The organism is Nocardiopsis sp. LDBS0036, assembly GCF_041228755.1.
GTDB classification, from domain to species: Bacteria; Actinomycetota; Actinomycetes; order Streptosporangiales; family Streptosporangiaceae; genus Nocardiopsis; species Nocardiopsis dassonvillei.
Genome location: NZ_CP141103.1, coordinates 3,232,140 through 3,254,096, shown reverse-complemented (window position 1 = coordinate 3,254,096; position 21,957 = coordinate 3,232,140). Strand labels below are relative to the sequence as shown.

At 72.0% G+C, this 21,957-nt stretch carries 18 protein-coding genes; 13 read left to right on the top strand and 5 right to left on the bottom strand.

The features are described 5' to 3' along the window. Position 1: 1 nt before the first annotated feature. Positions 2-964 (bottom strand): acyl-CoA desaturase, encoded by a 963-nt coding sequence (locus UIS43_RS13635; RefSeq protein WP_013154995.1) that lies wholly within the window; start codon positions 962-964, stop codon positions 2-4. A 581-nt stretch (positions 965-1,545) separates the two neighbouring features. Between UIS43_RS13635 and glmU the strand changes: the two genes are divergently transcribed. The 4 genes from glmU (at position 1,546) to pth (ending at position 5,974) form a co-directional block, all read left to right on the top strand. Next, complete coding sequence (gene glmU / locus UIS43_RS13630; RefSeq protein ID WP_013154994.1) at positions 1,546-3,006, top strand: bifunctional UDP-N-acetylglucosamine diphosphorylase/glucosamine-1-phosphate N-acetyltransferase GlmU; 1,461 nt, start codon at positions 1,546-1,548, stop codon at positions 3,004-3,006. A 17-nt stretch (positions 3,007-3,023) separates the two neighbouring features. Then, a complete protein-coding gene (locus UIS43_RS13625) occupies positions 3,024-3,992 on the top strand; it encodes a ribose-phosphate diphosphokinase (protein ID WP_013154993.1) in 969 nt (322 codons plus the stop codon). A 606-nt stretch (positions 3,993-4,598) separates the two neighbouring features. Then, positions 4,599-5,216: a 50S ribosomal protein L25/general stress protein Ctc gene (locus UIS43_RS13620; RefSeq protein ID WP_013154992.1), complete on the top strand. Its 618-nt coding sequence runs from the start codon at positions 4,599-4,601 to the stop codon at positions 5,214-5,216. A gap of 92 nt (positions 5,217-5,308) precedes the next feature. Next, on the top strand, positions 5,309-5,974 hold the full coding sequence (gene pth, locus UIS43_RS13615) for an aminoacyl-tRNA hydrolase (RefSeq protein WP_013154991.1): 666 nt from the start codon (positions 5,309-5,311) through the stop codon (positions 5,972-5,974). 177 nt (positions 5,975-6,151) lie between these two features. Here pth and UIS43_RS13610 read toward each other — a convergent pair whose 3' ends face one another. Further along, on the bottom strand, positions 6,152-7,336 hold the full coding sequence (locus UIS43_RS13610) for an endo-1,4-beta-xylanase (RefSeq protein WP_358170611.1): 1,185 nt from the start codon (positions 7,334-7,336) through the stop codon (positions 6,152-6,154). Positions 7,337-7,499: 163 nt separating this feature from the next. Between UIS43_RS13610 and UIS43_RS13605 the strand changes: the two genes are divergently transcribed. The 9 genes from UIS43_RS13605 to UIS43_RS13565 all read left to right on the top strand — a co-directional run bounded on the left by UIS43_RS13605 (position 7,500) and on the right by UIS43_RS13565 (position 19,160). Continuing rightward, positions 7,500-8,516 carry a LacI family DNA-binding transcriptional regulator gene (locus UIS43_RS13605; protein WP_013154989.1) on the top strand — a complete coding sequence of 339 codons (1,017 nt, stop codon included), beginning with the start codon at positions 7,500-7,502 and terminating at the stop codon, positions 8,514-8,516. Positions 8,517-8,620: 104 nt separating this feature from the next. Continuing rightward, the gene (locus UIS43_RS13600) at positions 8,621-9,940 is read left to right on the top strand and encodes an SGNH/GDSL hydrolase family protein (protein WP_370013209.1); all 1,320 of its coding nucleotides are present in this window, start codon (positions 8,621-8,623) and stop codon (positions 9,938-9,940) included. Between the two features lie 364 nt (positions 9,941-10,304). Continuing rightward, a complete protein-coding gene (locus UIS43_RS13595) occupies positions 10,305-11,864 on the top strand; it encodes a sugar transferase (protein ID WP_071622742.1) in 1,560 nt (519 codons plus the stop codon). Positions 11,865-11,867: 3 nt separating this feature from the next. After that, complete coding sequence (locus tag UIS43_RS13590; protein WP_013154984.1) at positions 11,868-12,659, top strand: 3'(2'),5'-bisphosphate nucleotidase CysQ; 792 nt, start codon at positions 11,868-11,870, stop codon at positions 12,657-12,659. Between the two features lie 50 nt (positions 12,660-12,709). After that, entirely contained in the window at positions 12,710-13,639 is a 930-nt protein-coding gene (gene cysD / locus UIS43_RS13585) for a sulfate adenylyltransferase subunit CysD (RefSeq protein ID WP_013154983.1), read from the top strand. Between the two features lie 181 nt (positions 13,640-13,820). Beyond that, positions 13,821-15,104 (top strand): sulfate adenylyltransferase subunit CysN, encoded by a 1,284-nt coding sequence (cysN, locus tag UIS43_RS13580; protein ID WP_255342149.1) that lies wholly within the window; start codon positions 13,821-13,823, stop codon positions 15,102-15,104. 536 nt (positions 15,105-15,640) lie between these two features. Beyond that, complete coding sequence (locus tag UIS43_RS13575; protein ID WP_370013208.1) at positions 15,641-16,801, top strand: S8 family peptidase; 1,161 nt, start codon at positions 15,641-15,643, stop codon at positions 16,799-16,801. Positions 16,802-17,041: 240 nt separating this feature from the next. After that, on the top strand, positions 17,042-17,932 hold the full coding sequence (locus tag UIS43_RS13570) for a sulfotransferase (RefSeq protein ID WP_358456031.1): 891 nt from the start codon (positions 17,042-17,044) through the stop codon (positions 17,930-17,932). A 238-nt stretch (positions 17,933-18,170) separates the two neighbouring features. After that, positions 18,171-19,160 carry a glycoside hydrolase family 26 protein gene (locus UIS43_RS13565; protein ID WP_370013250.1) on the top strand — a complete coding sequence of 330 codons (990 nt, stop codon included), beginning with the start codon at positions 18,171-18,173 and terminating at the stop codon, positions 19,158-19,160. A 101-nt stretch (positions 19,161-19,261) separates the two neighbouring features. On the opposite strand, the gene UIS43_RS13560 is transcribed toward UIS43_RS13565, so the two are convergent. Genes UIS43_RS13560 through UIS43_RS13550 form a run of 3 tightly spaced genes read right to left on the bottom strand, consistent with a single transcriptional unit; the run spans position 19,262 to position 21,939 of the window. Next, the gene (locus UIS43_RS13560) at positions 19,262-19,846 is read right to left on the bottom strand and encodes a GNAT family N-acetyltransferase (protein WP_013154978.1); all 585 of its coding nucleotides are present in this window, start codon (positions 19,844-19,846) and stop codon (positions 19,262-19,264) included. 60 nt (positions 19,847-19,906) lie between these two features. Then, positions 19,907-21,484 carry a glycosyltransferase gene (locus tag UIS43_RS13555; RefSeq protein ID WP_370013207.1) on the bottom strand — a complete coding sequence of 526 codons (1,578 nt, stop codon included), beginning with the start codon at positions 21,482-21,484 and terminating at the stop codon, positions 19,907-19,909. Beyond that, positions 21,481-21,939, bottom strand: a complete 459-nt coding sequence (locus tag UIS43_RS13550) for a polysaccharide biosynthesis protein (protein ID WP_013154976.1) — start codon at positions 21,937-21,939, stop codon at positions 21,481-21,483. Before UIS43_RS13550 ends, UIS43_RS13555 begins: the two co-directional genes overlap by 4 nt. Between the last annotated feature and the right edge of the window lie 18 nt (positions 21,940-21,957).

Here is a 21,957-nt window from a genome sequence, read left to right as displayed (position 1 = left end):
CCTAGACGCTGACCCGTTTGGCGGCGAGTCGCTCGTTGTTGGGCCAGCGGACCTTGGAGGCCCAGCCGAGCTTCTCGAAGACCCAGATGACGCGGGCGGAGATGTCGATCTGGCCCTTGAGCACGCCGTGGCGGGCGCAGGTGGGGTCGGCGTGGTGCAGGTTGTGCCAGGACTCGCCGAAGGACGGGATGGCCAGCCACCACACGTTGCGGGAGCGGTCGCGCACCTCGAAGTTCTCCTCGCCGATGGTGTGGCAGATGGAGTTGATCGACCAGGTGACGTGGTGCAGCAGGGCCATGCGCACCAGGCTGGCCCAGAAGAAGGCGGTGAACGCGCCCCACCAGGACATGGTGACCAGGCCGCCGATGAGCGCCGGGGCGCCCAGGGAGAAGACCACGATCAGCCCGAAGAGCTTGTCGACCAGGACGATGTCCTTGTCCTTGAGCAGGTCGGGGGCGAAGCGGCGCGGCGAGGTCTTCTTCTCGTCCAGGTACATCCACGCCATGTGCGCGTAGTACAGGCCCTTGGCGACCGACTTCCAGTCGTCGCCGAAGCGCCACGGCGAGTGCGGGTCGCCCTCGGCGTCGGCGTACTTGTGGTGGCGGCGGTGGTCGGCGACCCACTTGATGACGCTGCCCTCGATGGCCATCGAACCGGCGATCGCGAGCGCGATGCGCAGCGGGCGCTTGGCCTTGAACGAGCCGTGCGTGAAGTGGCGGTGGAAGCCGACCGTGATGCCCAGGCCGCTGATCAGGTAGAAGACCGAGGCGATGGCGATGTCGGTCAGGGACAGGCCCCAACCCCAGAAGAAGGGCAGCGAGGCCAGCAGGGCGATCAGCGGCACGAACACGAACGCGAAGACCGTGTAGCGCTCGGCCCTGCCGCGCAGTTCGGGCTCGTACTCGGGGATCGCCTCGCGCTTTGGCTCTGTCGTCTTGGTCGGTAGCTCGGGAGCAGCGGTCATGGGTTCTTCCTCGCTGTCGGGCAGTCGGTCGTCGTCGCGGTCAGGACGGCGTCCGAACGGCACCTGAGTGACCGCCGCGACGACCCAACCTATTCCTACGTAACCGTAACCTACGATGCCGTAGGTTTGGCAAGCCCTCCGTCAAAGGCGCTATGTTGGTGGCTGGCGTACGGGCGGTGTGCTCCGCCCTCGCGCGTTCCCGGATGATGTAATCGGCAGCATGTGGGGTTTTGGTCCCCATCGTCCAGGTTCGAGCCCTGGTCCGGGAGCTACCCCGGCGTCGCGCGCGCACACGCGCGGGCGCCGAGCGGGTCCGCGCGTCCCCGTGCGAGGGACGTATCCCCGCGGACCCCCGCGGAGCGGTGCATCTCACACCGAACCCCCAGAAACCGCCGCCACAGGCGCGGCGCGGCCAACGGCCGCTCACCCCCGTGTCACGCGCCCGTGGGGCGCCGGTGACGCGCATGTATCCTTCCCATGTCGGCCGCTGGTCATCCGACGGCCGCCCGTGCGGCATGCGGGTCGCGCCGCCGAGGGGTGAGCCGACATCTCAGCCACCAGCTACCACGAGGGACTCCTCAGTGAGCGTGAACCGTCCGGCTGCCGTCATCGTCCTCGCGGCGGGCGAGGGCACCCGAATGAAGTCGAAGCTTCCCAAGGTCCTCCACGAACTCAACGGCCGCAGCATGCTCGGCCACGTGCTCGCGGCGGCGCGGGAACTCGACCCCCAGCACGCGGTCGTGGTCGTCGGCCACGCGCGTGAGCAGGTCAGATCCCATCTGGAGGAGATCGCCCCCCAGGCCGCCACCGCGGTCCAGGAGGAGCAGAACGGCACCGGCCACGCCGTGCGCATGGCGATCGAGGACCTGGCCGCCAAGGGCGTCAAGCTCAGCGGCACCGTGGTCCTGACCTGCGGTGACACCCCCCTCCTGCGCGGTTCCACGCTCGCGGAGCTCGTCGCGGCCCACGACGAGGAGGGCAACGCCGTCACGGTGCTCTCCGCGCGCGTACCCGACCCCCACGGTTACGGCCGCATCGTCCGCGACGCCGACGGCGACTTCACCGGCATCGTCGAGCACGCCGACGCCACCCCCGAGCAGCACGCGATCGACGAGATCAACTCGGGCATGTACGCCTTCGACGGCGCCCTGCTGTCCGAGGTCGTCCAGCGCCTGTCCACCGACAACGCCAAGGGCGAGGAGTACGTGACCGACGCGGTCTCCCTGCTGCGCGGCGACGGCCACCGGGTCGGCGCCTGGGCGGCGGACGACTGGCACGAGGTCCAGGGCGTCAACAACCGCGTCCAGCTCTCCGAGGCCCGCCGCGTCCTCAACGACCGGCTGGTCAACGAGCACATGCTCGCCGGGGTCACCGTCGTGGACCCCGCCACCACCTGGATCGACGCCCAGGTCACCATCGGCCGCGACACCGTGATCGAACCGGGGACCCGGCTGCTGGGCGCCACCTCCGTCGGCGAGGACGCCGTCGTCGGCCCCCGCGCGGACCTGAGGGACACGGTCGTCGGCGCGGGCGCCACGGTGCGCGAGACCACGGCGGACCGGGCCGAGATCGGCCCCGGGGCCTCCGTCGGCCCCTACACCTACCTGCGGCCGGGCACCCGCCTGGCCGAGCGGTCCAAGGCCGGAGCCTTCGTCGAGGTCAAGAACTCGAACGTCGGCGCCGAGTCCAAGATCCCGCACCTGACCTACGTGGGCGACGCGGACATCGGCGTGGGCAGCAACATCGGCTGCTCCTCGGTGTTCGTCAACTACGACGGGGTCAACAAGTCCCGGAGCGTCATCGGCGACCACGTCAGGATCGGCAGCGACAACACCATCGTCGCCCCGGTCCGCGTGGGCGACGGCGCCTACTCCGGGGCGGGGACCGTGGTCCGCGACGACGTGCCGCCCGGTGCCCTCGCCGTTTCCGAGGGGCACCGCCAGCGCAACGTCGAGGGCTGGACCCGGCGCAAGCGCCCGGGCACGCCCTCCGCCGAGGCGGCGGAGCAGGCCGATCGGCACAGAGCCGACGACAAGCAGTGACTGTGGGGGAGAAACACGTGACCGGGATGAAGGCCACCGGCCAGAAGAACCTGATGCTCTTCTCGGGGCGCACGCACCCGAGCCTGGCCGAGGAGGTCGCGAAGGAACTGGGGATCGACGTGGTTCCCACCCGGTTCGACACCTTCGCCAACGGTGAGATCTTCGTCCGTTACCTGGAGTCGGTGCGCGGCTCGGACGCGTTCGTCATCCAGTGCCACTCCGACCCGATCAACGAGTCCATCATGGAGCAGCTGATCATGGTGGACGCGCTCAAGCGCGCGTCCGCCAAGAGGATCACCGTGGTGACCCCGTTCTTCGGCTACGCCCGGCAGGACAAGAAGCACCGAGGCCGCGAGCCCATCTCGGCCCGCCTCATGACCGACCTGTTCCGCACCGCGGGCGCGGACCGGATGATGGCCGTCGACCTGCACACGGACCAGATCCAGGGCTTCTTCGACGGCCCGGTGGACCACCTGTTCGCGCTGCCGATACTGGCCGACCACATCGCCGGCCGGGTCGACCAGTCCGAGATCACCGTGGTCTCCCCGGACGCGGGCCGGGTGCGCACCGCCGACCGCTGGGCGGACCGCCTCGGCGCCCCGCTGGCGATCATCCACAAGCGCCGCGACCCGGACGTGGCCAACCAGGTCCGGGTGCACGAGGTCGTCGGTGAGGTCAAGGGCCGCGTCTGCGTGCTGGTGGACGACATGATCGACACCGGCGGCACCATCGTCAAGGCCTCCGAGGCCCTGTTCGAGCAGGGCGCGGCCAAGGTCCTGGTGGCCGCCACGCACGGCGTGCTGTCCGGTCCGGCGGCCGAGCGCCTCCAGAACTCGCGGATCTCCGAGGTGGTCATCACCAACTCGCTGCCCGTTCCGGAGGAGCGCTCCTTCGAGAAGCTGACCCAGCTCTCGATCGCGCCGCTGGTGGCCCGCGCCATCAGCGAGGTCTTCACCGACGGCTCGGTCACGAGCCTGTTCGAGTAAGTGGGGACGCGCGCCCCTTCGCCCGGACCTCCCGCGGCCGCCCCTCCGGGCCGCCGCGGGAGGTCCGCGTCGTTTCCGGTCCGCCTCCGGGCCCGCGGCCGACGGGGACGGTGCGGCGCGGGGCGGCGCAGACGGCCTCCAGCGCGCTGACCGGTGCTTTCCGGACCCCGGGCGGCCCGGACGCGTGTCCTCGGACCCCGACGGCCGTCTGGGGGCCGGGGCCGCGTCCGCGGCCGGGCGGTCCCCTCGCGGGCGTCCGCGCCGAGGCCGCCCGGCCGGCGGGTTTCTCTGGGGGCTTGTCCGGACCGGGGCGGGAATCGCGGGCCATGTTCGGAGTCGTCGGCGAAGCCATTAGACTTGACCGAGTGTCCCCGTGCCCAGGCGGAGCCCTAAGAAGGCTGCGTTCGGAAGGCGGGCAGGGGTGCGCGACGAGCGTTCCCGGGCCGGGCGGGTCCGGTGACGGCTCGCCGGGCACGCCTGGAACCAGGGCGGCCGCGTCCCTGCCTGAGGGCAGCCCCCGCCGCATTCCCCGCCGAGGGCGGGAATCGTTCGTGCTACTGGAGCCGTGTTCCCCGTTCTGCGGGGTTGAACCCGAGGAGTTTTGTCGTGTCCGAGGTACGTATCGCTGCCGAGCCCCGCACGGAATTCGGCAAGGGCGCCTCTCGTCGCGCCCGCCGCGCGGGTAAGGTGCCGGCCGTCCTCTACGGCCACGGCACCGAGCCCCGCCACCTGAACCTGCCGGGCCACGAGCTCATGCTCGCCCTGAAGACCCCCAACGTCCTGATCCGCCTCGACGGCCTGGACAAGGACAACCTCGCCCTGCCCAAGAGCGTGCAGCGCGACGCCATCAAGGGCTTCCTGGAGCACATCGACCTGCTGGTCGTCTCCAAGGGCGAGAAGGTCGAGGTCGAGATCCCGGTCAACCTGATCGGTGAGGTCAAGGCCCCGGGTGTGCTCACCCAGGAGCTCGTCACCGTGGCCGTCGAGGCCGAGGCCACCCACATCCCCGAGGGCGTCGAGTTCGTCGTCGAGGACCTGGAGATCGGCGCCACCCCGACCGCCGCCGACGTCAAGCTGCCCTCCGGCGTCACCCTGGCCACCGACCCCGAGGCCATCCTGCTCACCGTCTCCGCCCCGCGCGTGGAGGAGGAGCCGGAGACCAGCGAGGAGGCCTCCCAGGCCGCCGAGGGCGACGAGGGCGCCCAGGAGGCCGCCGCCGAGTAAGGCGGTCGCAGGCCACACACGACGACGCGCGGTCTCCCGACAGGGGCCGCGCGTCCGTCGTGTCAGCCGCCGTCCCGGTAGGGTCGTGCCCCATGGGCAACTGGTGGGGCAGGCTGTTCGGCGGCAGGGGCCCCGGCGCGCGGAGCGCCGGGGGCACAAGCGTCGGCGGAGAGAACGAGGACATGGCCGATACCGAGCGCTGGCTCGTCGTGGGGCTCGGCAATCCCGGGCCCAAGTACGCCGGGAACAGGCACAACGCCGGGTTCCTGGTGGTGGAGGCGCTCGCGGGCGGCGAGCGCTGGAAGGCGCACAAGGCGCACGCGGAGGTGGTGGAGACCCGCCTGGACGGCGTCCCCGTGGTGCTGGCCAAGCCGCGGAGCTTCATGAACCTGTCGGGCGGCCCGGTCTCCGGTCTGGCCCGCTTCTACAAGGTCCCGGTCGAGCGGATCGTCGTGGTGCACGACGAGATGGACATCGACTTCGGCGCGCTCAAGCTCAAGAAGGGCGGCGGGCCGGGCGGGCACAACGGCCTGAAGTCGATGACCTCGTCCCTGTCCAGCCCGGACTACATCCGCGTGCGCTTCGGGGTGGGCCGTCCGCCGGGCCGGATGGACCCGGCCGCGTACGTGCTCAAGGACTTCTCCTCCACCGAGCGCGCCGAGCTGGACCTCAACGTCGAACGCGCCGCCGACGCGGTGCGCACGGTGCTCACCGAAGGCCTGGGCCGGGCGCAGAACATCTACCACACCGCCGCCTGACCTCCCGGGCTCCGGGGTCCGCCGGGGCGGGGCTCACACGCCCGCCGGACGGCCGCTCCCACCAGGGGTTCCACGCGAGGGGCGCCCGCGCCGGGCACGGCGCGCGCCGAGTCGGACGTACCGCGCCCGCCGGCGGAGGAGCGCCGGCGGGCGCGGTGACGGGGGCGCGGTACCCGGCTACCGGCCGCGGCCCGCCCGGGGCGGGCGGCCCCGCCCGTCGTCCTCGGCCTCCTCCAGGAGGGACCGGAGGGTGAAGTAGGCGGGCTTGCGGTCGAAGTCCCCGTCCATGACGGTCGCCGCTCCCTCGCCCTCGAAGAACACCGGCACCCACGAGTACTTGTCGGTGAAGCCCCAGATGGTGAAGGAGTCGCAGCCCTCCACCCCGAGGCATGCCTCCAGCGCCCGACCGTAGTAGTCGGCCTGCCGCTCCAGCTGCTCCCCGGTCGGCTCCCCGCCCCCGGGCACGTCCATGCGCACGTCCACCTCGGTCAGCGCCGTGCCCAGGCCGAGGTCGTCGAAGCGCTGGAGGTTCTCCTCCAGGCCGGACGGGAACCCGTACCGCATGCTCAGGTGCACCTGGGCGGAGAACCCGTGCACCGGCACGCCGTCCGCCAGCAGCTCCTGGACCAGCGCGTGGTAGGCGTCGCTCTTGGCGTTGACGTCCTCGACGCCGTAGTCGTTGAAGTACAGCTCCGCCGACGGGTCGGCCTCGTGCGCCCAGCGGAAGGCGTCGGCGATGATCCCCGGCCCGAGCTCGCGGATCCAGATGTTGTCCTCGGTGCGCAGCCGCCCCGACTCGTCGAAGATCTCGTTGGCCACGTCCCACTGCGAGATCCGGCCCTCGTAGCGGCCGACGACGGTGGTGATGTGGTCGTGCAGGATCTCCCGCAGCTCCTCGTCGGTGAAGCCGCCCTCCTCCAGCCACGCGGGGTTCTGGCTGTGCCACAGCAGGGTGTGCCCGCGCACGTCCTGGCCGTGGCGCTCGGCGAAGTCCACGATCCTGTCGGCCATCCCGAACGCGTACTCGCCCCGCTCGGGGTGGATGTACTCCCACTTCATCTGGTTCTCGGGGGAGACCGAGCTGAACTCCCGGGCCAGGATCCGGCGGTACCGCCGGTCCGAGGTGAAGGGGTCGGGGTAGTCCTGGTCCACGTGGTGCCCGCCGCCCGCGACGGCGGTGCCGATGACCAGGCCCTCGGGCGCGGCCCAGCGCAGCGTGCCCGGCTTGGCGTGGCGGGGGTGGTGCGGCGACCGGTGGCCGTCGCCGTGGTCGTGCCCGGGGGCCGCGGACGCGGGGGCGGCCAGGGGGACCGCCAGCGCCGTCGCGGCGAGGACGGCGGTGACGAGGCGGAGCGGCTTCATGGGGGGATCTCCGATCTGGCGACCGACGAAACTTCCGGAAAGTTCCGTAAAATGTGAAGGTCAATGGACCCTAGGTCGTCGCCGGGCACAGCGTCAAGATCCCGTCTCGGCGCTGTCGCCCCACCAGCTGTGCTCGTACTCTGGGTGGGCACAAAGGAGGACCATGCCCGACACCCCGTCCCGAGACGTCACGATCTCCGCCATCGCCGAGGAGGCGGGCGTCTCCGCGCCGACGGTCTCGCGCGTGCTCAACGGCCGGGGCGACGTCGCCCCCGCCACGCGCGAGCGCGTGGAGAGCCTGATCCGCGCCCACGGCTACCGGCGCCGCGGAGGTCGGCCACGGGAGCGCGTCGGCCTGCTCGACCTCGTCTTCAACGACCTGGACAGCCCGTGGGCGGTCGAGATCATCCGCGGCGTGGAGGACGCCGCGCACGAGAGCGGGACCGGCATCGTGGTGTCGGCCATCCACCGCCGGGTCAGCTCCACCCGCCAGTGGCTGGAGAACGTGCGCTCGCGCGCCACCGACGGGGCGATCCTCGTGACCACCGACCTGGACCCCGAGCTGCGCGAGGAGCTGCGGGAGCTCCACGTGCCCGCCGTGGTCGTCGACCCGGTCGGCGTCCCGGACCTGGACACCCCCACGGTCGGCGTCACCAACTGGGCCGGGGGCCTCAGCGCGACCGAGCACCTGATCCACCTCGGCCACCGGCGCATCGCCTTCGTCGCGGGGCGCCCCGAGCTGTGGTGCAGCCGGGCCCGGCTCGACGGCTACCGGGCGGGCCTGGAGACGGCGGGGCTCGCGGTCGACGACGAGCTGGTCGTGCCGGGGGAGTTCGGCTACGAGTCCGGCTTCCGGGCGGGGGAGCGGTTGTTCGACCTCGCCGATCCGCCCACGGCCGTGTTCGCGGCCAGCGACCAGATGGCGCTGGGCGTCTACGAGGCGCTGCGCCGCCGCGGCCTGCGGGTGCCCGCCGACGTCAGCGTGGTCGGCTTCGACGACCTGCCCGAGGCCCGCTGGTCCTCGCCGTCCCTGACCACCGTGCGCCAGCCGCTGTCGGACATGGGCAGGCTCGCGGTGCGCACCGTGCACCGCCTGGTGCAGCGCGAGACCATCGAGAGCCCGCGGGTCGAGCTGGCCACCGAGCTCGTCGTGCGCGACAGCACCGCCCCGCCGCCGTGAACGGGGCCCGGGGGAGGGCGTTGACACCTCCGTGCGGCGCTCCTTAGGCTGGTTTGACCGGAAAGTTCCGGAAAACTCCCGGGCTCCGCGCCAAGGAGGCCGGTGTGGCCACCGCCCCCGAGGAGAAGACCATGTCCCCCACCCGCGCCCGACGAGGCATGGCCGTCGTCATGGCCGGCACACTGCTCCTGCTCGGCGGCTGGAACGCCACCGGTGCCGCCGCCGAACCGGAGCCCGACGCCGGGAACTGGGTCGGCACCTGGGCGGCCGCGCCGACCGCCGCGCCCGCCACCGCCACCCCGGTCCTGCGCGACGAGACCGTCCGGCAGGTCGTGCGCACCAGCGTCGGCGGCGACCGGCTGCGCCTGCGCCTGACCAACGAGTTCGGGGAGAGCGCGCTGCGGGTGGGCGAGGTGCACGTGGCCCTGCGCGCGGGCGACTCGGGCACCGACATCGACCCGGCCACCGACCGCACGGTCACCTTCGGCGGCCGTACGTCGGTGACCGTCCCGGCGGGCGCCCCCATGGTCAGCGACCCGGTGCCGCTGGAACTGCCCGCCCGCTCCGACCTGGTCGTGAGCATCCACCTGCCGGAGGAGACGCCGGTGACCACCCTGCACGCCTCCTCCTTCCAGGAGAACGTGGTGGCCGCGGGCGACGTCACCGGCGACACGTCCGTCGAGGCCACCCGCACGCTCACCCAGTGGCACTTCCTGTCGGGGGTCAGCGTGCGGTCGCGCACGCGGCTCGCCGACGCGGTCGTGGCCCTGGGCGACTCCATCACCGACGGCTCCGAGACCCGGGTCAACGCCAACCACCGGTGGCCGGACCTGCTCGCCCGGCGCCTGCCGCACACCGGCGTGCTCAACTCCGGGATCGGGGGCAACCGCCTGCTCCACGACCCCAACCCGCCCGAGGGCGGCGACGCCGAGGACTTCGCGGCCTTCTTCGGGCAGAGCGCCCTGCGCCGCTTCGACCGGGACGTGCTGGCGCACCCGGGCGTGGGCCACGTCATCGTCCTGCTGGGGGTCAACGACCTGGGCCACCCCGGCACCGTGGCCCCGGTGTCGGAGACCGTCACGGCCGAGGAGGTCATCGGCGCCCACCGCCAGATCATCGCCCGCTCCCGCGCGGCCGGGCTGCGGGTCTACGGGGGCACCATCCTGCCGTTCGGGGGCGACACCCTGGGGTTCCACACCGAAGAGAACGAGGCCAAGCGCCAGGCGGTCAACGAGTGGATCCGCACGGGCGGGGAGTACGACGCGGTCATCGACTTCGACGAGGTGACGCGCGACCCGGCCGACCCGCTGCGCCTGCTGCCCGCCTACGACAGCGGCGACGGCCTGCACCCCAACGACGCCGGTATGGCCGCCATGGCCGACGCCGTACCGGCCCGGCTCTTCCGTCCGGACCGGGAGGGGTGACCGGCCCGGGAGGGGGAGGGGCGGCCCGCGACCGGCCGCCCCGGGGCCGGTCGCGGGCCGCCGCCGGGCCCCTCCGGACGGCCCGGGTTTCGGCTGTGCCCCCGCGCGGCCGCCGGTGTCCCCATCAGGTCACCCCTGCGTGACCGCACGGATCTCGGCACAGACACATTCTTGTGTTGAACAGGCCTTCTTACCCAACAAGCCGCAACACTGCGCGACTTTTCCACTACTTTTGGTTAATGTTCGGGGCGTTGGTCTCCGCGCCCGGCGCACCTGCCCCGCTCACGTCCTCAGAGTGCTCTCCCACGGCGCGCGGAGCTATGCCGTGTGAGCTGCAAGAGTCGTGGGTCTTGGGGGAGTGTACGTGGTCACAACCAGCCGGACGAAGACCGTCCACGAACAGTCGACGCGGATCGTGGTCGGCCCCGGAGTCCCAAGGGTCCCGGGAATCCCCGGGACCGCGGGCGCCACCGGGCGGCGCGCGGCGGTCGCCTCCGGCGGTGGGACCAACGGCGCCTGGGTGCGCCCCTACGTCGTGAGCCTGGTCGGCCTGGACCTGGCCGCCGCCCTGACGGCCACCCTCAGCGGCGCGGCGGTCCGCTTCCCCTCCGCCCTCGGAACCCTCACCACCCTGCCCTACCTGGCCCTCTCCCTCCTGCTGCCCCCCGTGTGGATCCTCTTCGTCTACCTGGGCGGCGGCTACGCCCGCCGCTTCCTGGGCGTGGGCACGGAGGAGTACCGCCGCGTCGCCACGGCCGGGATCGCCCTCGCCGCCGCCGTGGCCGTCGGCGCCTACGCCCTGCGCTTCGACCTCGCCCGCGGCTACGCGCTGGTCACCCTGCCGCTCATCCTCCTGCTCACCCTCGGTCTGAGGTACGCGCGCCGCAAGGCCCTGCACCGGCGCCGCGGTTCGGGCCAGTGCATGAGCGGGGTCGTGGTCGTCGGCTACCGCGTGGCCGTCCGCGACCTGGTCCGCCGGTTCCGCGGCGAGGTCTACCACGGCATGCGCGTGGTGGGCGTGTGCCTGCCCCAGGAGGAGGTCGCCTCCGGTCCGGGCGCCGACGAGGTGGAGGGCTGTCCGGTCCTGGGCACCTTCACCGGCGCGGCCGAGGCCGCCGCCCTGGCCGGGGCCGACACCGTCGCGGTCCTGGCCTGTCCGGAGATGGACGGGGCCGAGCTGCGCCGCCTGGCCTGGCGGCTGGAGGAGACCGGCACCGACCTCATCGTCGCCTCCGCGCTCATGGACGTGGCCGGACCGCGCACCTCCATCCGGCCGGTCGCGGGGCTGCCCCTGCTGCACGTGGAGCACCCCGAACTGGTGGGCGCGCGCCGCGTCCTCAAGGGCGCCTTCGACCGCTGCGCCGCCGCCCTGGCCCTGATACTGCTGTCGCCGCTGTTCCTCGCGCTGTGCGTCCTCGTCCGGGCCGAGGGCGGCGGGCCCGCCCTCTTCACCCAGACGCGGGTGGGCAGGGGCGGCCGCGAGTTCACCGTCTACAAGTTCCGTACGATGGTGGTGGGGGCCGAGGCGTTGAAGGCGATGCTCCAGCCCCGCAACGAGCACGAGGGCGTGCTGTTCAAGATGCGCCGCGACCCCAGGGTGACGGCCGTGGGGGCCTGGCTGCGCCGGTACTCGCTCGACGAGCTTCCCCAGCTCGTCAACGTGGTCCGGGGGGAGATGTCGCTCGTCGGCCCGAGGCCGCCGCTTCCGGAGGAGGTCGCCCGCTACGGGGACGACGTCCGCCGCAGGTTGGTGGTCAAGCCGGGTATGACGGGTCTGTGGCAGGTGAGCGGCCGCTCCGACCTCTCCTGGGAGGAATCGGTCCGCCTCGACCTGCGGTACGTGGAAAACTGGTCGCTGACACTGGACGTCCAGATCTTGTGGAAGACGTGGTCAGCGGTGATCCGTGGGGCGGGAGCATACTAGCCGGTGAAGAACATCCGAAACGATCATGAGGTGGCCCGCGACCTGGCCAGCGAGGCGGGGCAGCTGCTGCTGCGCCTGCGCGCCCGGCACGGCTTCGACGAGCCCGACGTCCTGCGCACCCTGGGGGACCGCACCTCCCACGAGTTCCTGTTCTCCGCGCTGGGACGGCTGCGGCCCAGCGACGCCGTCCTCTCCGAGGAGGGCGCCGACGACCCCGCGCGGCTCAACGCGCGCCGGGTGTGGATCATCGATCCCCTGGACGGCACGCGCGAGTTCGCCGAGGCCGGGCGCACCGACTGGGCGGTGCACGTGGCGCTGTGGGAGAACGGCGACCTGGTCGCGGGCGCCGTGGCGCTGCCCGCCCAGGGCAGCACCCTGTCCACGGTCGACCCGCCCTGGCTGCCCGAGGAGCGCCCCTCGGACCAGCGGCTGCGCATCACCGCCAGCCGGACCCGGCCCCCGGCCTTCGTCCAGCGGATGGCCACCCAGCTGGGCGCCGAGGTGGTCCCGATGGGCTCCGCGGGCGCCAAGATCTGCGCGGTGCTGCTCGGCATCGCCGACATCTACGTGCACGCGGGCGGCCAGTACGAGTGGGACAGCGCCGCCCCGGTGGCGGTGGCCCGGGCCTCGGGTCTGCACACCTCCCGGATCGACGGTTCCCCGCTGCGGTACAACACGGCGGACCCGCAGCTGCCGGATGTCCTTGTATGCCGATCGGAATTGTCGGGTATGTTGTTGGCGAGCATCCGCGACGGCGCGGACCTGGACAGCGCGGGTCCGCACGCGGGGGGCTGATAGGACGACCCCTCCGCCGTCGGCCCTGTCGGTATTTCTAAGGCGGATTCATGGGTCAGGCGAGTCAGCAGGCCGGACGCTACCAGCTCTCCCAGCTGGACGTCCTGGAGGCCGAAGCCATCTTCATCATGCGCGAGGTGGCCGCGGAGTTCGAGCGGCCGGTGCTGCTCTTCTCCGGCGGCAAGGACTCCATCGTGATGCTGCGCCTGGCCGAGAAGGCCTTCTGGCCCGGCGCCGTCCCCTTCCCCGTCATGCACGTGGACACCGGCCACAACTTCGACGAGGTCATCGAGTTCCGCGACCGCCGGGTCGCCGAGGCGGGGGTCCGCCTGGTCGTGGCCTCGGTGCAGGAGCAGATCGACGCGGGCAAGGTCTCCGAGCCCACCGGCCGCTGGGCCAGCCGCAACCGCCTCCAGACCTCGGCGCTGCTGGAGGCCATCGAGGAGAACGGCTTCGACGCCGCCTTCGGCGGTGCGCGACGCGACGAGGAGAAGGCCCGGGCCAAGGAACGGGTCTTCTCCTTCCGCGACGAGTTCGGCCAGTGGGACCCCAAGAACCAGCGCCCCGAACTGTGGAGCGTGTTCAACACCCGCATCGAGCGGGGCGAGCACATCCGGGTCTTCCCGATCTCCAACTGGACCGAGCTGGACGTGTGGGCCTACATCAAGCGGGAGCGGCTGGAGCTGCCCTCGATCTACTTCGCCCACGAGCGCGAGGTCTTCGAGCGCGACGGCATCCTGCTGTCGAACTCGCCCATCATCAACCGCGACGAGACCGAGGTCCCGTTCACCGAGACCGTCCGCTACCGCACCGTCGGCGACCTCACCTGCACCGGGGCGGTCAAGTCCACGGCCGTGGAGATCGACGACATCATCGCCGAGATCGCCGCGACCAGGGTGACCGAGCGGGGGCAGACGCGGGCGGACGACCGCACCAGCGAGGCCGCCATGGAGGACCGCAAGCGCGAGGGCTACTTCTAGCGCGACCGCCGGGAGGGTCCACGGCCCGCCCCGTCCGCCGGACCTCGTACTCGTGGCGAGGTTCGGGCGCCGACACCGGCCGGCACGCGGGTCAGGACCCCGCGCACCACACCGGCGACGTTCGGGCCAGCCCACTGGCACCCGCGCCGGAACCCGTTCCCCGCAGACCACACACTCCGCATTGGACCAGGCAAGCATGAGTAACGACATCCTGCGGTTCGCGACGGCGGGTTCCGTCGACGACGGCAAGAGCACCCTGATCGGCCGACTGCTGTTCGACTCCAAGTCCATCTTCGAGGACCAGCTCGACGCGGTGGAGCGCACCAGCGTCGCGCGCGGCGAGGAGCAGACCAACCTGGCGCTGCTCACCGACGGCCTGCGCGCCGAGCGCGAACAGGGCATCACCATCGACGTGGCGTACCGCTACTTCGCCACCCCCAAGCGCACCTTCATCATCGCCGACACCCCCGGGCACATCCAGTACACCCGGAACATGGTCACGGGCGCCTCCACGGCCGACCTCGCCATCATCCTGGTGGACGCGCGCAAGGGCCTGCAGGAGCAGAGCCGCCGCCACGCCTTCCTCACCACCCTGCTCCAGGTGCCCCACCTGGTGCTGGCGGTCAACAAGATGGACCTGGTGGACTACTCCCAGGAGCGCTTCGAGGAGATCCGGGCCGAGTTCGCCGACTTCGCCACCAAGCTGGACGTGTGCGACCTGACCTTCGTGCCGATCTCGGCCCTGAACGGCGACAACGTGGTGAGCCGCTCGGAGAACATGCCCTGGTACACCGGGCCCTCCCTGCTCCACCACCTGGAGAACGTGCACATCGCCTCCGACCGCAACCTCATCGACGCGCGCTTCCCCGTGCAGTACGTGATCCGGCCGCACAGGTCGGCCGACCCCGAGTTGCACGACTACCGGGGTTACGCGGGCCAGATCGCGGGCGGCGTCCTCAAGCCGGGCGACGAGGTCACCCACCTGCCGTCCGGGCTGAACACGCGGATCGCCAGGATCGTCACCGCCGACGGCGACGTCACCGAGGCCTACTCGCCGATGTCGGTCACCCTCCTGCTGGAGGACGAGATCGACATCTCCCGGGGCGACATGATCTGCCGCCCCAACAACGCCCCCGCGGTCACCCAGGACCTGGAGGCGATGGTGTGCTGGATGACGGACGCGCGCAAGCTCACGCCGCGCTCCAAACTCATCCTCAAGCACACCACCCGCACCGCGAAGGTCATGGTCAAGGACCTGCGCTACCGGCTGGACGTCAACACGCTGCACCGCGACGAGCAGGCCGACCACCTGTCGCTCAACGAGATCGGCCGGGTGCGGCTGCGCTCCACCCAGCCCCTGTTCGTGGACGAGTACGCCAAGAACCGCCAGACGGGCGGGTTCATCCTCATCGACGAGTCCACCAACACCACGGTCGCCGCGGGGATGGTCGTCAAGACCGACTGACCCCGACCGGGGCGCGCCGGGCGCCCGGAAGGTGGAAGGGGGCCGCCCTCGGGCGGTCCCCTTCCCCGTGTTCCGCCACCGGGCAGGGAGGCACGGCGGGGAGCGGGCCCGGCGGTCCGGACGCACCGGAAAGGGCGCCGCCAGGTGCGCCGCCCATGCCCCCGTCCGTCTTACCCGAGAAACCTGTTTCGGTTCTCAGATTCTTACGGAATGGTTTCCTTCGGTCAACGCCATGTTTCTCCGTAAGGGCTCCGGGGGGAACCGAAAGGTCTGTCCGAAAAACGTTTGACCACTACAGGCGAGTGTTTTTCGGGCTCCTTGCCACTGCACCGAAGCCCTCGTTCGCTGCGCGACCACGGACCCCGAAGGCTGATCCGAGGTACTTGGACGCAAAAAAAGTTGCCCTCGGGCCCTGGAGCGAAGGACGAAGTCTGGTTATGGTGGCAAAGCGCAGCGAACCTGGAATCGCTTGACTACTCTGGGTTATTAACCGCTGTGCGCCTCCCATTACCGTCCCCCGCAAAAGGAGAATACGAGTGCACAGGCACACCACGAGGAGAACGGTGCTCGGCCTCGCCGCGGCCGGCGCCCTCTCCGTCCCCCTGGCCCTGTCGGGCGCCGTCTCGGCCGGCGCCGACGAGCTCGCCCCCCTCCACACCGTCGGCGCCTCGGCCACCGGCGACTACTTCGTCGTCCTGGAGGACACGCTCAGCGCCGCCTCCGTCACCCCCTCGTCCCTCGGCATCTCCTCCGACCAGGTCAACCACACCTACGACGAGGTCGTCAACGGCTACTCGGCCAGCCTGAGCGCGGCGGAGGTGCGCGAACTGCGCGGGCAGTCGGGCGTCGCCTACGTCGAGGAGGTCGGCGTCGCGCACACCACCGTCACGTGGGGCCAGGACCGCATCGACCAGGAGGACCTCCCCCTGGACGGCTCCTACGGCACCACCGGCGACGGGGCCGGCGTCTCCGCCTACATCATCGACAGCGGCATCGACGCCTCGCACCCCGACTTCGGCGGTCGCGCCTCCTCCGCCTTCGACGCCTACGGCGGCGACGGCTCCGACGGCAACGGCCACGGGACCCACGTCGCGGGCACCATCGGCTCCGCCACGTACGGCGTCGCCCCCGCCGCCGACCTCTTCGGCGTCAAGGTGCTCGACGACAACGGCTCGGGCTCCTACGACGACGTCATCGCCGGTATCGACTGGGTGGCCGCCAACGCCGGATCCAACGCCGTGGCCAACCTGTCCCTGGGCGGCCCGTCCTCCCCGACCCTGGACGAGGCCGTCAACGGCCTGGCCGAGTCCGGCGTGTTCGTCGCGGTCGCGGCGGGCAACGAGGGCCAGGACGCGGGCAACACCTCTCCGGGCGGCGCCGAGGGCGTGACCACGGTCGGCGCCTCCGACGCGACCGACGCCGCGGCCGTCTTCTCCAACCACGGCCCGTCCGTCGACATCTACGCCCCCGGCGTGGACGTGGAGTCGACCGTCCCCGGCGGCGGAACCGACTCCTATGACGGCACCTCGATGGCCAGCCCGCACGTGGCCGGGGCCGCCGCCCTGTACAAGAGCGTGAACGGCGACGACGACCAGGCCACCATCCAGGACTGGCTCGTCTCCAACGCCGGCGTGGACAAGCTCAGCGGCGTTCCCGCGGGCACGGTCAACCTGCTGCTCAACGTCCAGGACCTCTGACCCGGGGGGTTGTGGAGACCCCGCTCTTCCACAGCCCGCTCCGCGGCCACCGCGCGAGGAGCGCACGACCGACCGTTCGGCCCCGGCCCGGGGGCAGCTCCCCCGGGCCGGGGCCGACGCGTGTCCGGGTCGCGGCCCCCGGCCCGGGAACGGAGTCGTCACTTTGGGGGGCTGTGTAGTGACTGAAAGTAATAGCCTGGTGGGGTGGACGATGGTTATCGACTGGTGTTCGTCGGTGGAATGGGCCGCTCCGGCTCGACCCTGATCGAGCGGCTCCTCGGCGAACTGCCCGGGTTCTGTTCGGTCGGCGAGGTCGTGCACCTGTGGCGGCGCGGACTGGTGGAGGACGAGCTGTGCGGCTGCGGCCGACCGTTCTCCGGCTGCGGCTTCTGGTCCGACGTGGGCAAGGAGGCCTTCGGCGGCTGGGACCGCCTGGACACGGGGGAGGTGCTGCGGCTCAAGGACCGCGTCGACCGCACCCGCTTCCTGCCGGTGCTGCTCAACGGCGCCCACCAGGGCCTGCTCGCCTCGCGCTGCGACCGCTACACCGAGCTCTACCACCGCCTGTACTCGGCGGTGTCCCTGGTCAGCGGCGCCCACGTGATCGTGGACGCCAGCAAGCACGCCTCCCTGGCCGCCTGTCTGCGCTGGCGCTACGGCGCGCGGATGCGCCTGCTGCACGTGGTGCGCGACCCGCGCGCGGTGGCCCACTCCTGGGCCAGGCGCGTGGCGCGCCCGGACGCCTCCCCCGACAGCAGCGAGCCGGAGATGGCCCGCTACTCGGCCGGGCGGGCCTCGGTGCAGTGGATGACCCAGAACGCCTGCTTCGACGCCCTGGCCCGGCGCGGCGTCCCGACCCTGCGCGTGCGCTACGAGGACTTCGTCGCCGACCCCGGGGGCGAGTTCGCCCGGATCACGGAGTTCGCGGGGTACGCGGGCACCCCTCCGGACGCGGCTCGGGACGGCTTCGAGCTGTCGGAGGGGCACGCCGTGTCCGGCAACCCGATGCGCTTCACGGCCGGGCGCGTCGGGGTCCGCGCCGACCACGGGTGGCGTGAGGCGATGCCCTCCTGGCGGCGGCGCCTGGTGGCCGCCGTGACGGCTCCCTCCCGGGGGCGTTACGGCTACTGAAGTCCGTTTTGCCACTTCAAGGACTGTTGTTCGCCCCAATCATGACGTATGGTGTTCATCTGAACACTCTAAGTCACATTTGGAGAATTAGGGGGAGTTCGACGTGGACAGGGGACCGGTACGGGCACTGGCGACGACGGGGGCACTGACCCTCGTCCTGACACTGGTCGGAGCGGGGGACGCCCCGGCGGGCGGGGCCCCGTCCTCTCCACGGCAACCCTCGGACCGGCCCGCGGGGGTGACGGAGCCGCCCTGGCGCTGGGGGTACGCCACCGACGAGGAGTGCACCGTCTCGGAGATCCTGGAGCCCTCGTGCGGCGTCTGGTGGGGGGCCAGCCCCTACCAGGACCGGATCGAGCCCCTGGAGGAGGCGGTCGACCGCCGCATGGACATCGTCTACACCTGGCGCGGCGTCGACCAGGCCAACATCCCCGGCAGGCGCGAGCGGGAGCTGATCGCCGAGGGCAGGTTCGTGCACACCAACATCGAGGCCCGGCGGTTCACGCGCTCCGGGCATCCGGCGGTCTCCTACGAGTCCCTCATCGACGGCGAGTTCGACGACTCGCTGCGCTCCCAGGCCCGCGCCGTCGCGGAACTGGACGTGCCCTACTTCGTCACCTTCGACCACGAGGCCGACGCCAACACGCGCTACAACAGGCGCGGCACGCCCGAGGAGTTCGTGCGGGCCTGGCGGCACATCGTGGACCTGTACCGCGAGGAGGGCGCGGACAACGCCATCTGGGTGTGGAACGTGACCGGCTGGGAGGGCAACTTCGACCGCCTCCCCGGCCTGTGGCCCGGCAACGACTACGTCGACTGGGTCAGCTGGGAGGCGTACAACATGACCGGCTGCGACTCCCAGCCGCACTGGGACGAGGTGTACTCCTTCGAGGACATGATGCGCCCGGCCTACGAGTGGTTCCAGAACGAGGGGCCCGACCACGGGATCGACCCGGACAAGCCGGTGATGATCGGGGAGATGGGCACCACGCCCATCGGCTCGCAGGAGACCCTGGAGTGGTACTCCGAGATCCCCGACGTGCTGCGCCGCTACGAGCGGGTGCGCGCGGTCAAGGTGTGGGACAACAAGCTGTCCCCGGACTGCGACTTCCGGATCCGGGCCAACGAGTACGCCCAGCGCGGCTTCGAGGCCGCCGGACAGGACCCGTACGTGTACCTGCCCGAGCGGGTGCGCCGCCTGGCCGAATACGCCCAGCAACGGGGTTGACCGCCCCGGGCCGGGGCCGTCCGGGACGGTTCGCGCGGACCGCCGCTCCCACCAGGGGGCGGCGGTCCGCGCGTGTGGGGCACGCGCTCGGGCGCGCCGGTTCAGCCGCCCACGGGCCGGAACATCGACCAGGTGCGCGGGCCGCCCCCCGGCAGCACGTACTCGGCGGTCACCCGGAAGCCGAGCGACGTGTACAGGCCCACGTTGTCCTCCGTCGACGTCTCCAGGAACGCCGGGAAGCCCGCCGCGTCGGCCTCGTGCAGGCCCGCGCCGATCACCGCGCGTCCCAGGCCCCGGCCCCGGGACGCGGGGTGGACGCCGACGGTGCCGAGGAACCACACCGGCTCCTCCGGCCGGTACGGCTCCATGGCGGCCTCGGCCGCCGCGTAGGCCGGGGCGCGGTCGCCCGCCAGCTCCACGAGCCCGGGGAGCAGGGCCTCCACGGCCTCCTGCGCGCCCTCGGAACCGGGCACCGTCCAGACGGAGACCGCCTGGAGGTCGTCGCTCACCCACACCCGTCCGTACGGAAGGCCGACGTCGGCGAGGAAGACGCGCTGGAACTCCCGCAGGCGCGTCTCGTGTCCGTCGGCGCTGATCACGTGACGGGTGAAGGGGTAGTCCGCGAAAGCGGCGGCCAGCGTGTCCGCCGCCCCCTCGACGTCCTCGGGGGTGGCTTTACGAATCATGCCTGTCCTTCCCGGCTGCTCTCGGTCCGCGCGCCGGGCTCGCCGGCGCGCGGACCGAGGTTACAGGCCCCTGCCGCGCAGATGCAGCGCGCGCGTGACCCACCCGGCGGGCACCCCGAGCACCACCGCCAGCGCCAGGTAGGCGCGGGCCTCGGCCGGGCGGCTGCGGACGGTGGTGCCGATCCAGCGCAGCGCCGCGCGTCGGCGGCCGGAGGCGGCCTCGGCGAAGGCGATCTGCCCGGCCACGCGCGCGTGGCCGCGCGGCACCAGAGCGAACTCGGGGTAGCGGTCCAGCAGCCAGCGCAGGGCGGTGGAGATGGTCCGCCAGCGCCCGGAGAAGTGCGACCTGCGGTGCCACAGCACCCGCACGCCCGGTTCGGGGATGTTGCGGATGGGGCCGCGCCGGGCCAGGCGCAGCAGCAGTTCGTAGTCCTCGGCGTAGCTGCCGGGGATCTCCTCGCTGACGGTTCCGCAGCCGTCGATCATGGCGCGGCGCCGGATGAGGAACGTGGACGGGTGCAGCTCGGTCAGGCGCGACCCCAGCAGGTCGCCGAAGGTCACGCTGGTGCGGTCCAGGCTGCGGACCGCCTCGACCCTGTCGTAGACCACCCGGATGCCGCAGCACACCATCTCCGTGCCGGGCTCGTCGAGCATGACGCCGACCTGTGCCCGGAGCTTCCCGGGCAGCCACGTGTCGTCGTCGTCGCAGAAGGCCACCAGGTCGGTGTCGGCGGCGAGCACACCGGTGTTGCGGGCCCCGGCCAGGCCGGGGGTGAGGGTGTTGGTGACCACCCGCACGGGGCGGTCGCCGTCGGAGCGGGCCAGTGAGGGGTCGGGCTGGTCGTTGTCGAAGACGACGATCGTGGTGATGCGGCCGGAGTAGTCCTGCTCGTTGATCGCCCGCAGGGTGCGGCGCAGCAGTTCCGGCCGGTCCCGGGTGGGCACCACCACGGTCACGCCGGGCAGGGGACCGGTGTCGTCGGCTCCGGAGGCGGCGGTCCGCGCGGCGGTGCGGCCGAAGATGTGGTCGGCGGCCCGGGGGACTGAGGGGGCGGCGGCCGTGGCGACGGGTTCGGCCGTCGCGCCCCGGCCCCGCGTGAGCAGGTCGATGAGCTCCCCGGCGCGCAGCGCGGCCCGCTCGGTGCCCTCGCCGTCGCCGGGGTCCACCCGGAAGTCCGCGGGCGAGGCGAGCGCCCTGTCCAGGAGCGCGCAGAGCTGCTGGGGGGTGGCGCAGGAACGCACCCGGCCCGCCTCCTCCAGACGCCGTACGAACAGGAGCTGGTGCTCGTCGACGTGCTCGTCCAGTTCGGGGTCGCGGGCGACGACGATGGGCAGGCGTCCGGCGCGGCGGGCCTGGACGATGGTGCCCGGTCCACCGTGGGCGACGACCACCCGGGCCCGGCGCATGTGCTCGCCGAGCTCCTCGCCGGGCAGGAACGGGGTGCCCGCGGCCACCTCGGGGGCGGCGCTGTGCCCGTGCTGGACCAGGAAGCGCAGGGTCCGGTGGCGCCGGGCGTAGTCGTCGACCCAGCGGACCAGCCGGTCGAAGGAGTGGTGGTCGGTGCCGAGGCTGACGACCACGTCGGGGTGGCCGCTGTCGTCGGGGCGCGGGACGGGACGCGTGGTCTGTTCGGTCAAAGCAGCGGTCCTACCGTGATGGCGGTCGGCATGAAGGCGCGCTGTTCCTCCCACTGGGCGAGGAACAGCCGGGTGAACGGACGGCACAGCCGTGCGGTGAGCGTCGGTGTGTCGAGGCGGTCGTAGACCTCGATGTAGACGGTCGGTATCCGCAGCAGCCACGCCAGGGCGAAGAAGGGCAGCGCCACCCCGGCACCGGTGGTGACTACGGCGCACGGGCGCCGTTCGCGCAGGACGCGCACGGCCAGCCAGGCGTTGCGCAGCAGGTTGCCCACGTGGCGGGTGGTGGGGTGGAAGGCCCAACGGACGCGCTCGCCGGTCAGGGCGGACTCGGCGTCGGGGGTCCGGAAGGTCACCCACACGCGCTCGCGGTGCCGCCACCACGGACGCAGTGAGCACAGCTGGGCCAGGTGCCCTCCGCTGGAGGCCACCAGGAGAACCGGTCGTGGAGACATGTGGTCATCATTTCATAA

What these genes read in the sequence shown, in the direction of transcription:
- UIS43_RS13635 (WP_013154995.1), bottom strand. Translation starts at nt 964, where the DNA reads ATGACCGCTGCTCCCGAGCTACCGACCAAGACGACAGAGCCAAAGCGC.
- pth (WP_013154991.1), top strand. Translation starts at nt 5,309, where the DNA reads ATGGGCAACTGGTGGGGCAGGCTGTTCGGCGGCAGGGGCCCCGGCGCG.
- UIS43_RS13610 (WP_358170611.1), bottom strand. Translation starts at nt 7,336, where the DNA reads ATGAAGCCGCTCCGCCTCGTCACCGCCGTCCTCGCCGCGACGGCGCTG.
- UIS43_RS13605 (WP_013154989.1), top strand. Translation starts at nt 7,500, where the DNA reads ATGCCCGACACCCCGTCCCGAGACGTCACGATCTCCGCCATCGCCGAG.
- cysD (WP_013154983.1), top strand. Translation starts at nt 12,710, where the DNA reads ATGGGTCAGGCGAGTCAGCAGGCCGGACGCTACCAGCTCTCCCAGCTG.
- UIS43_RS13570 (WP_358456031.1), top strand. Translation starts at nt 17,042, where the DNA reads ATGGGCCGCTCCGGCTCGACCCTGATCGAGCGGCTCCTCGGCGAACTG.
- UIS43_RS13560 (WP_013154978.1), bottom strand. Translation starts at nt 19,846, where the DNA reads ATGATTCGTAAAGCCACCCCCGAGGACGTCGAGGGGGCGGCGGACACG.
- UIS43_RS13550 (WP_013154976.1), bottom strand. Translation starts at nt 21,939, where the DNA reads ATGTCTCCACGACCGGTTCTCCTGGTGGCCTCCAGCGGAGGGCACCTG.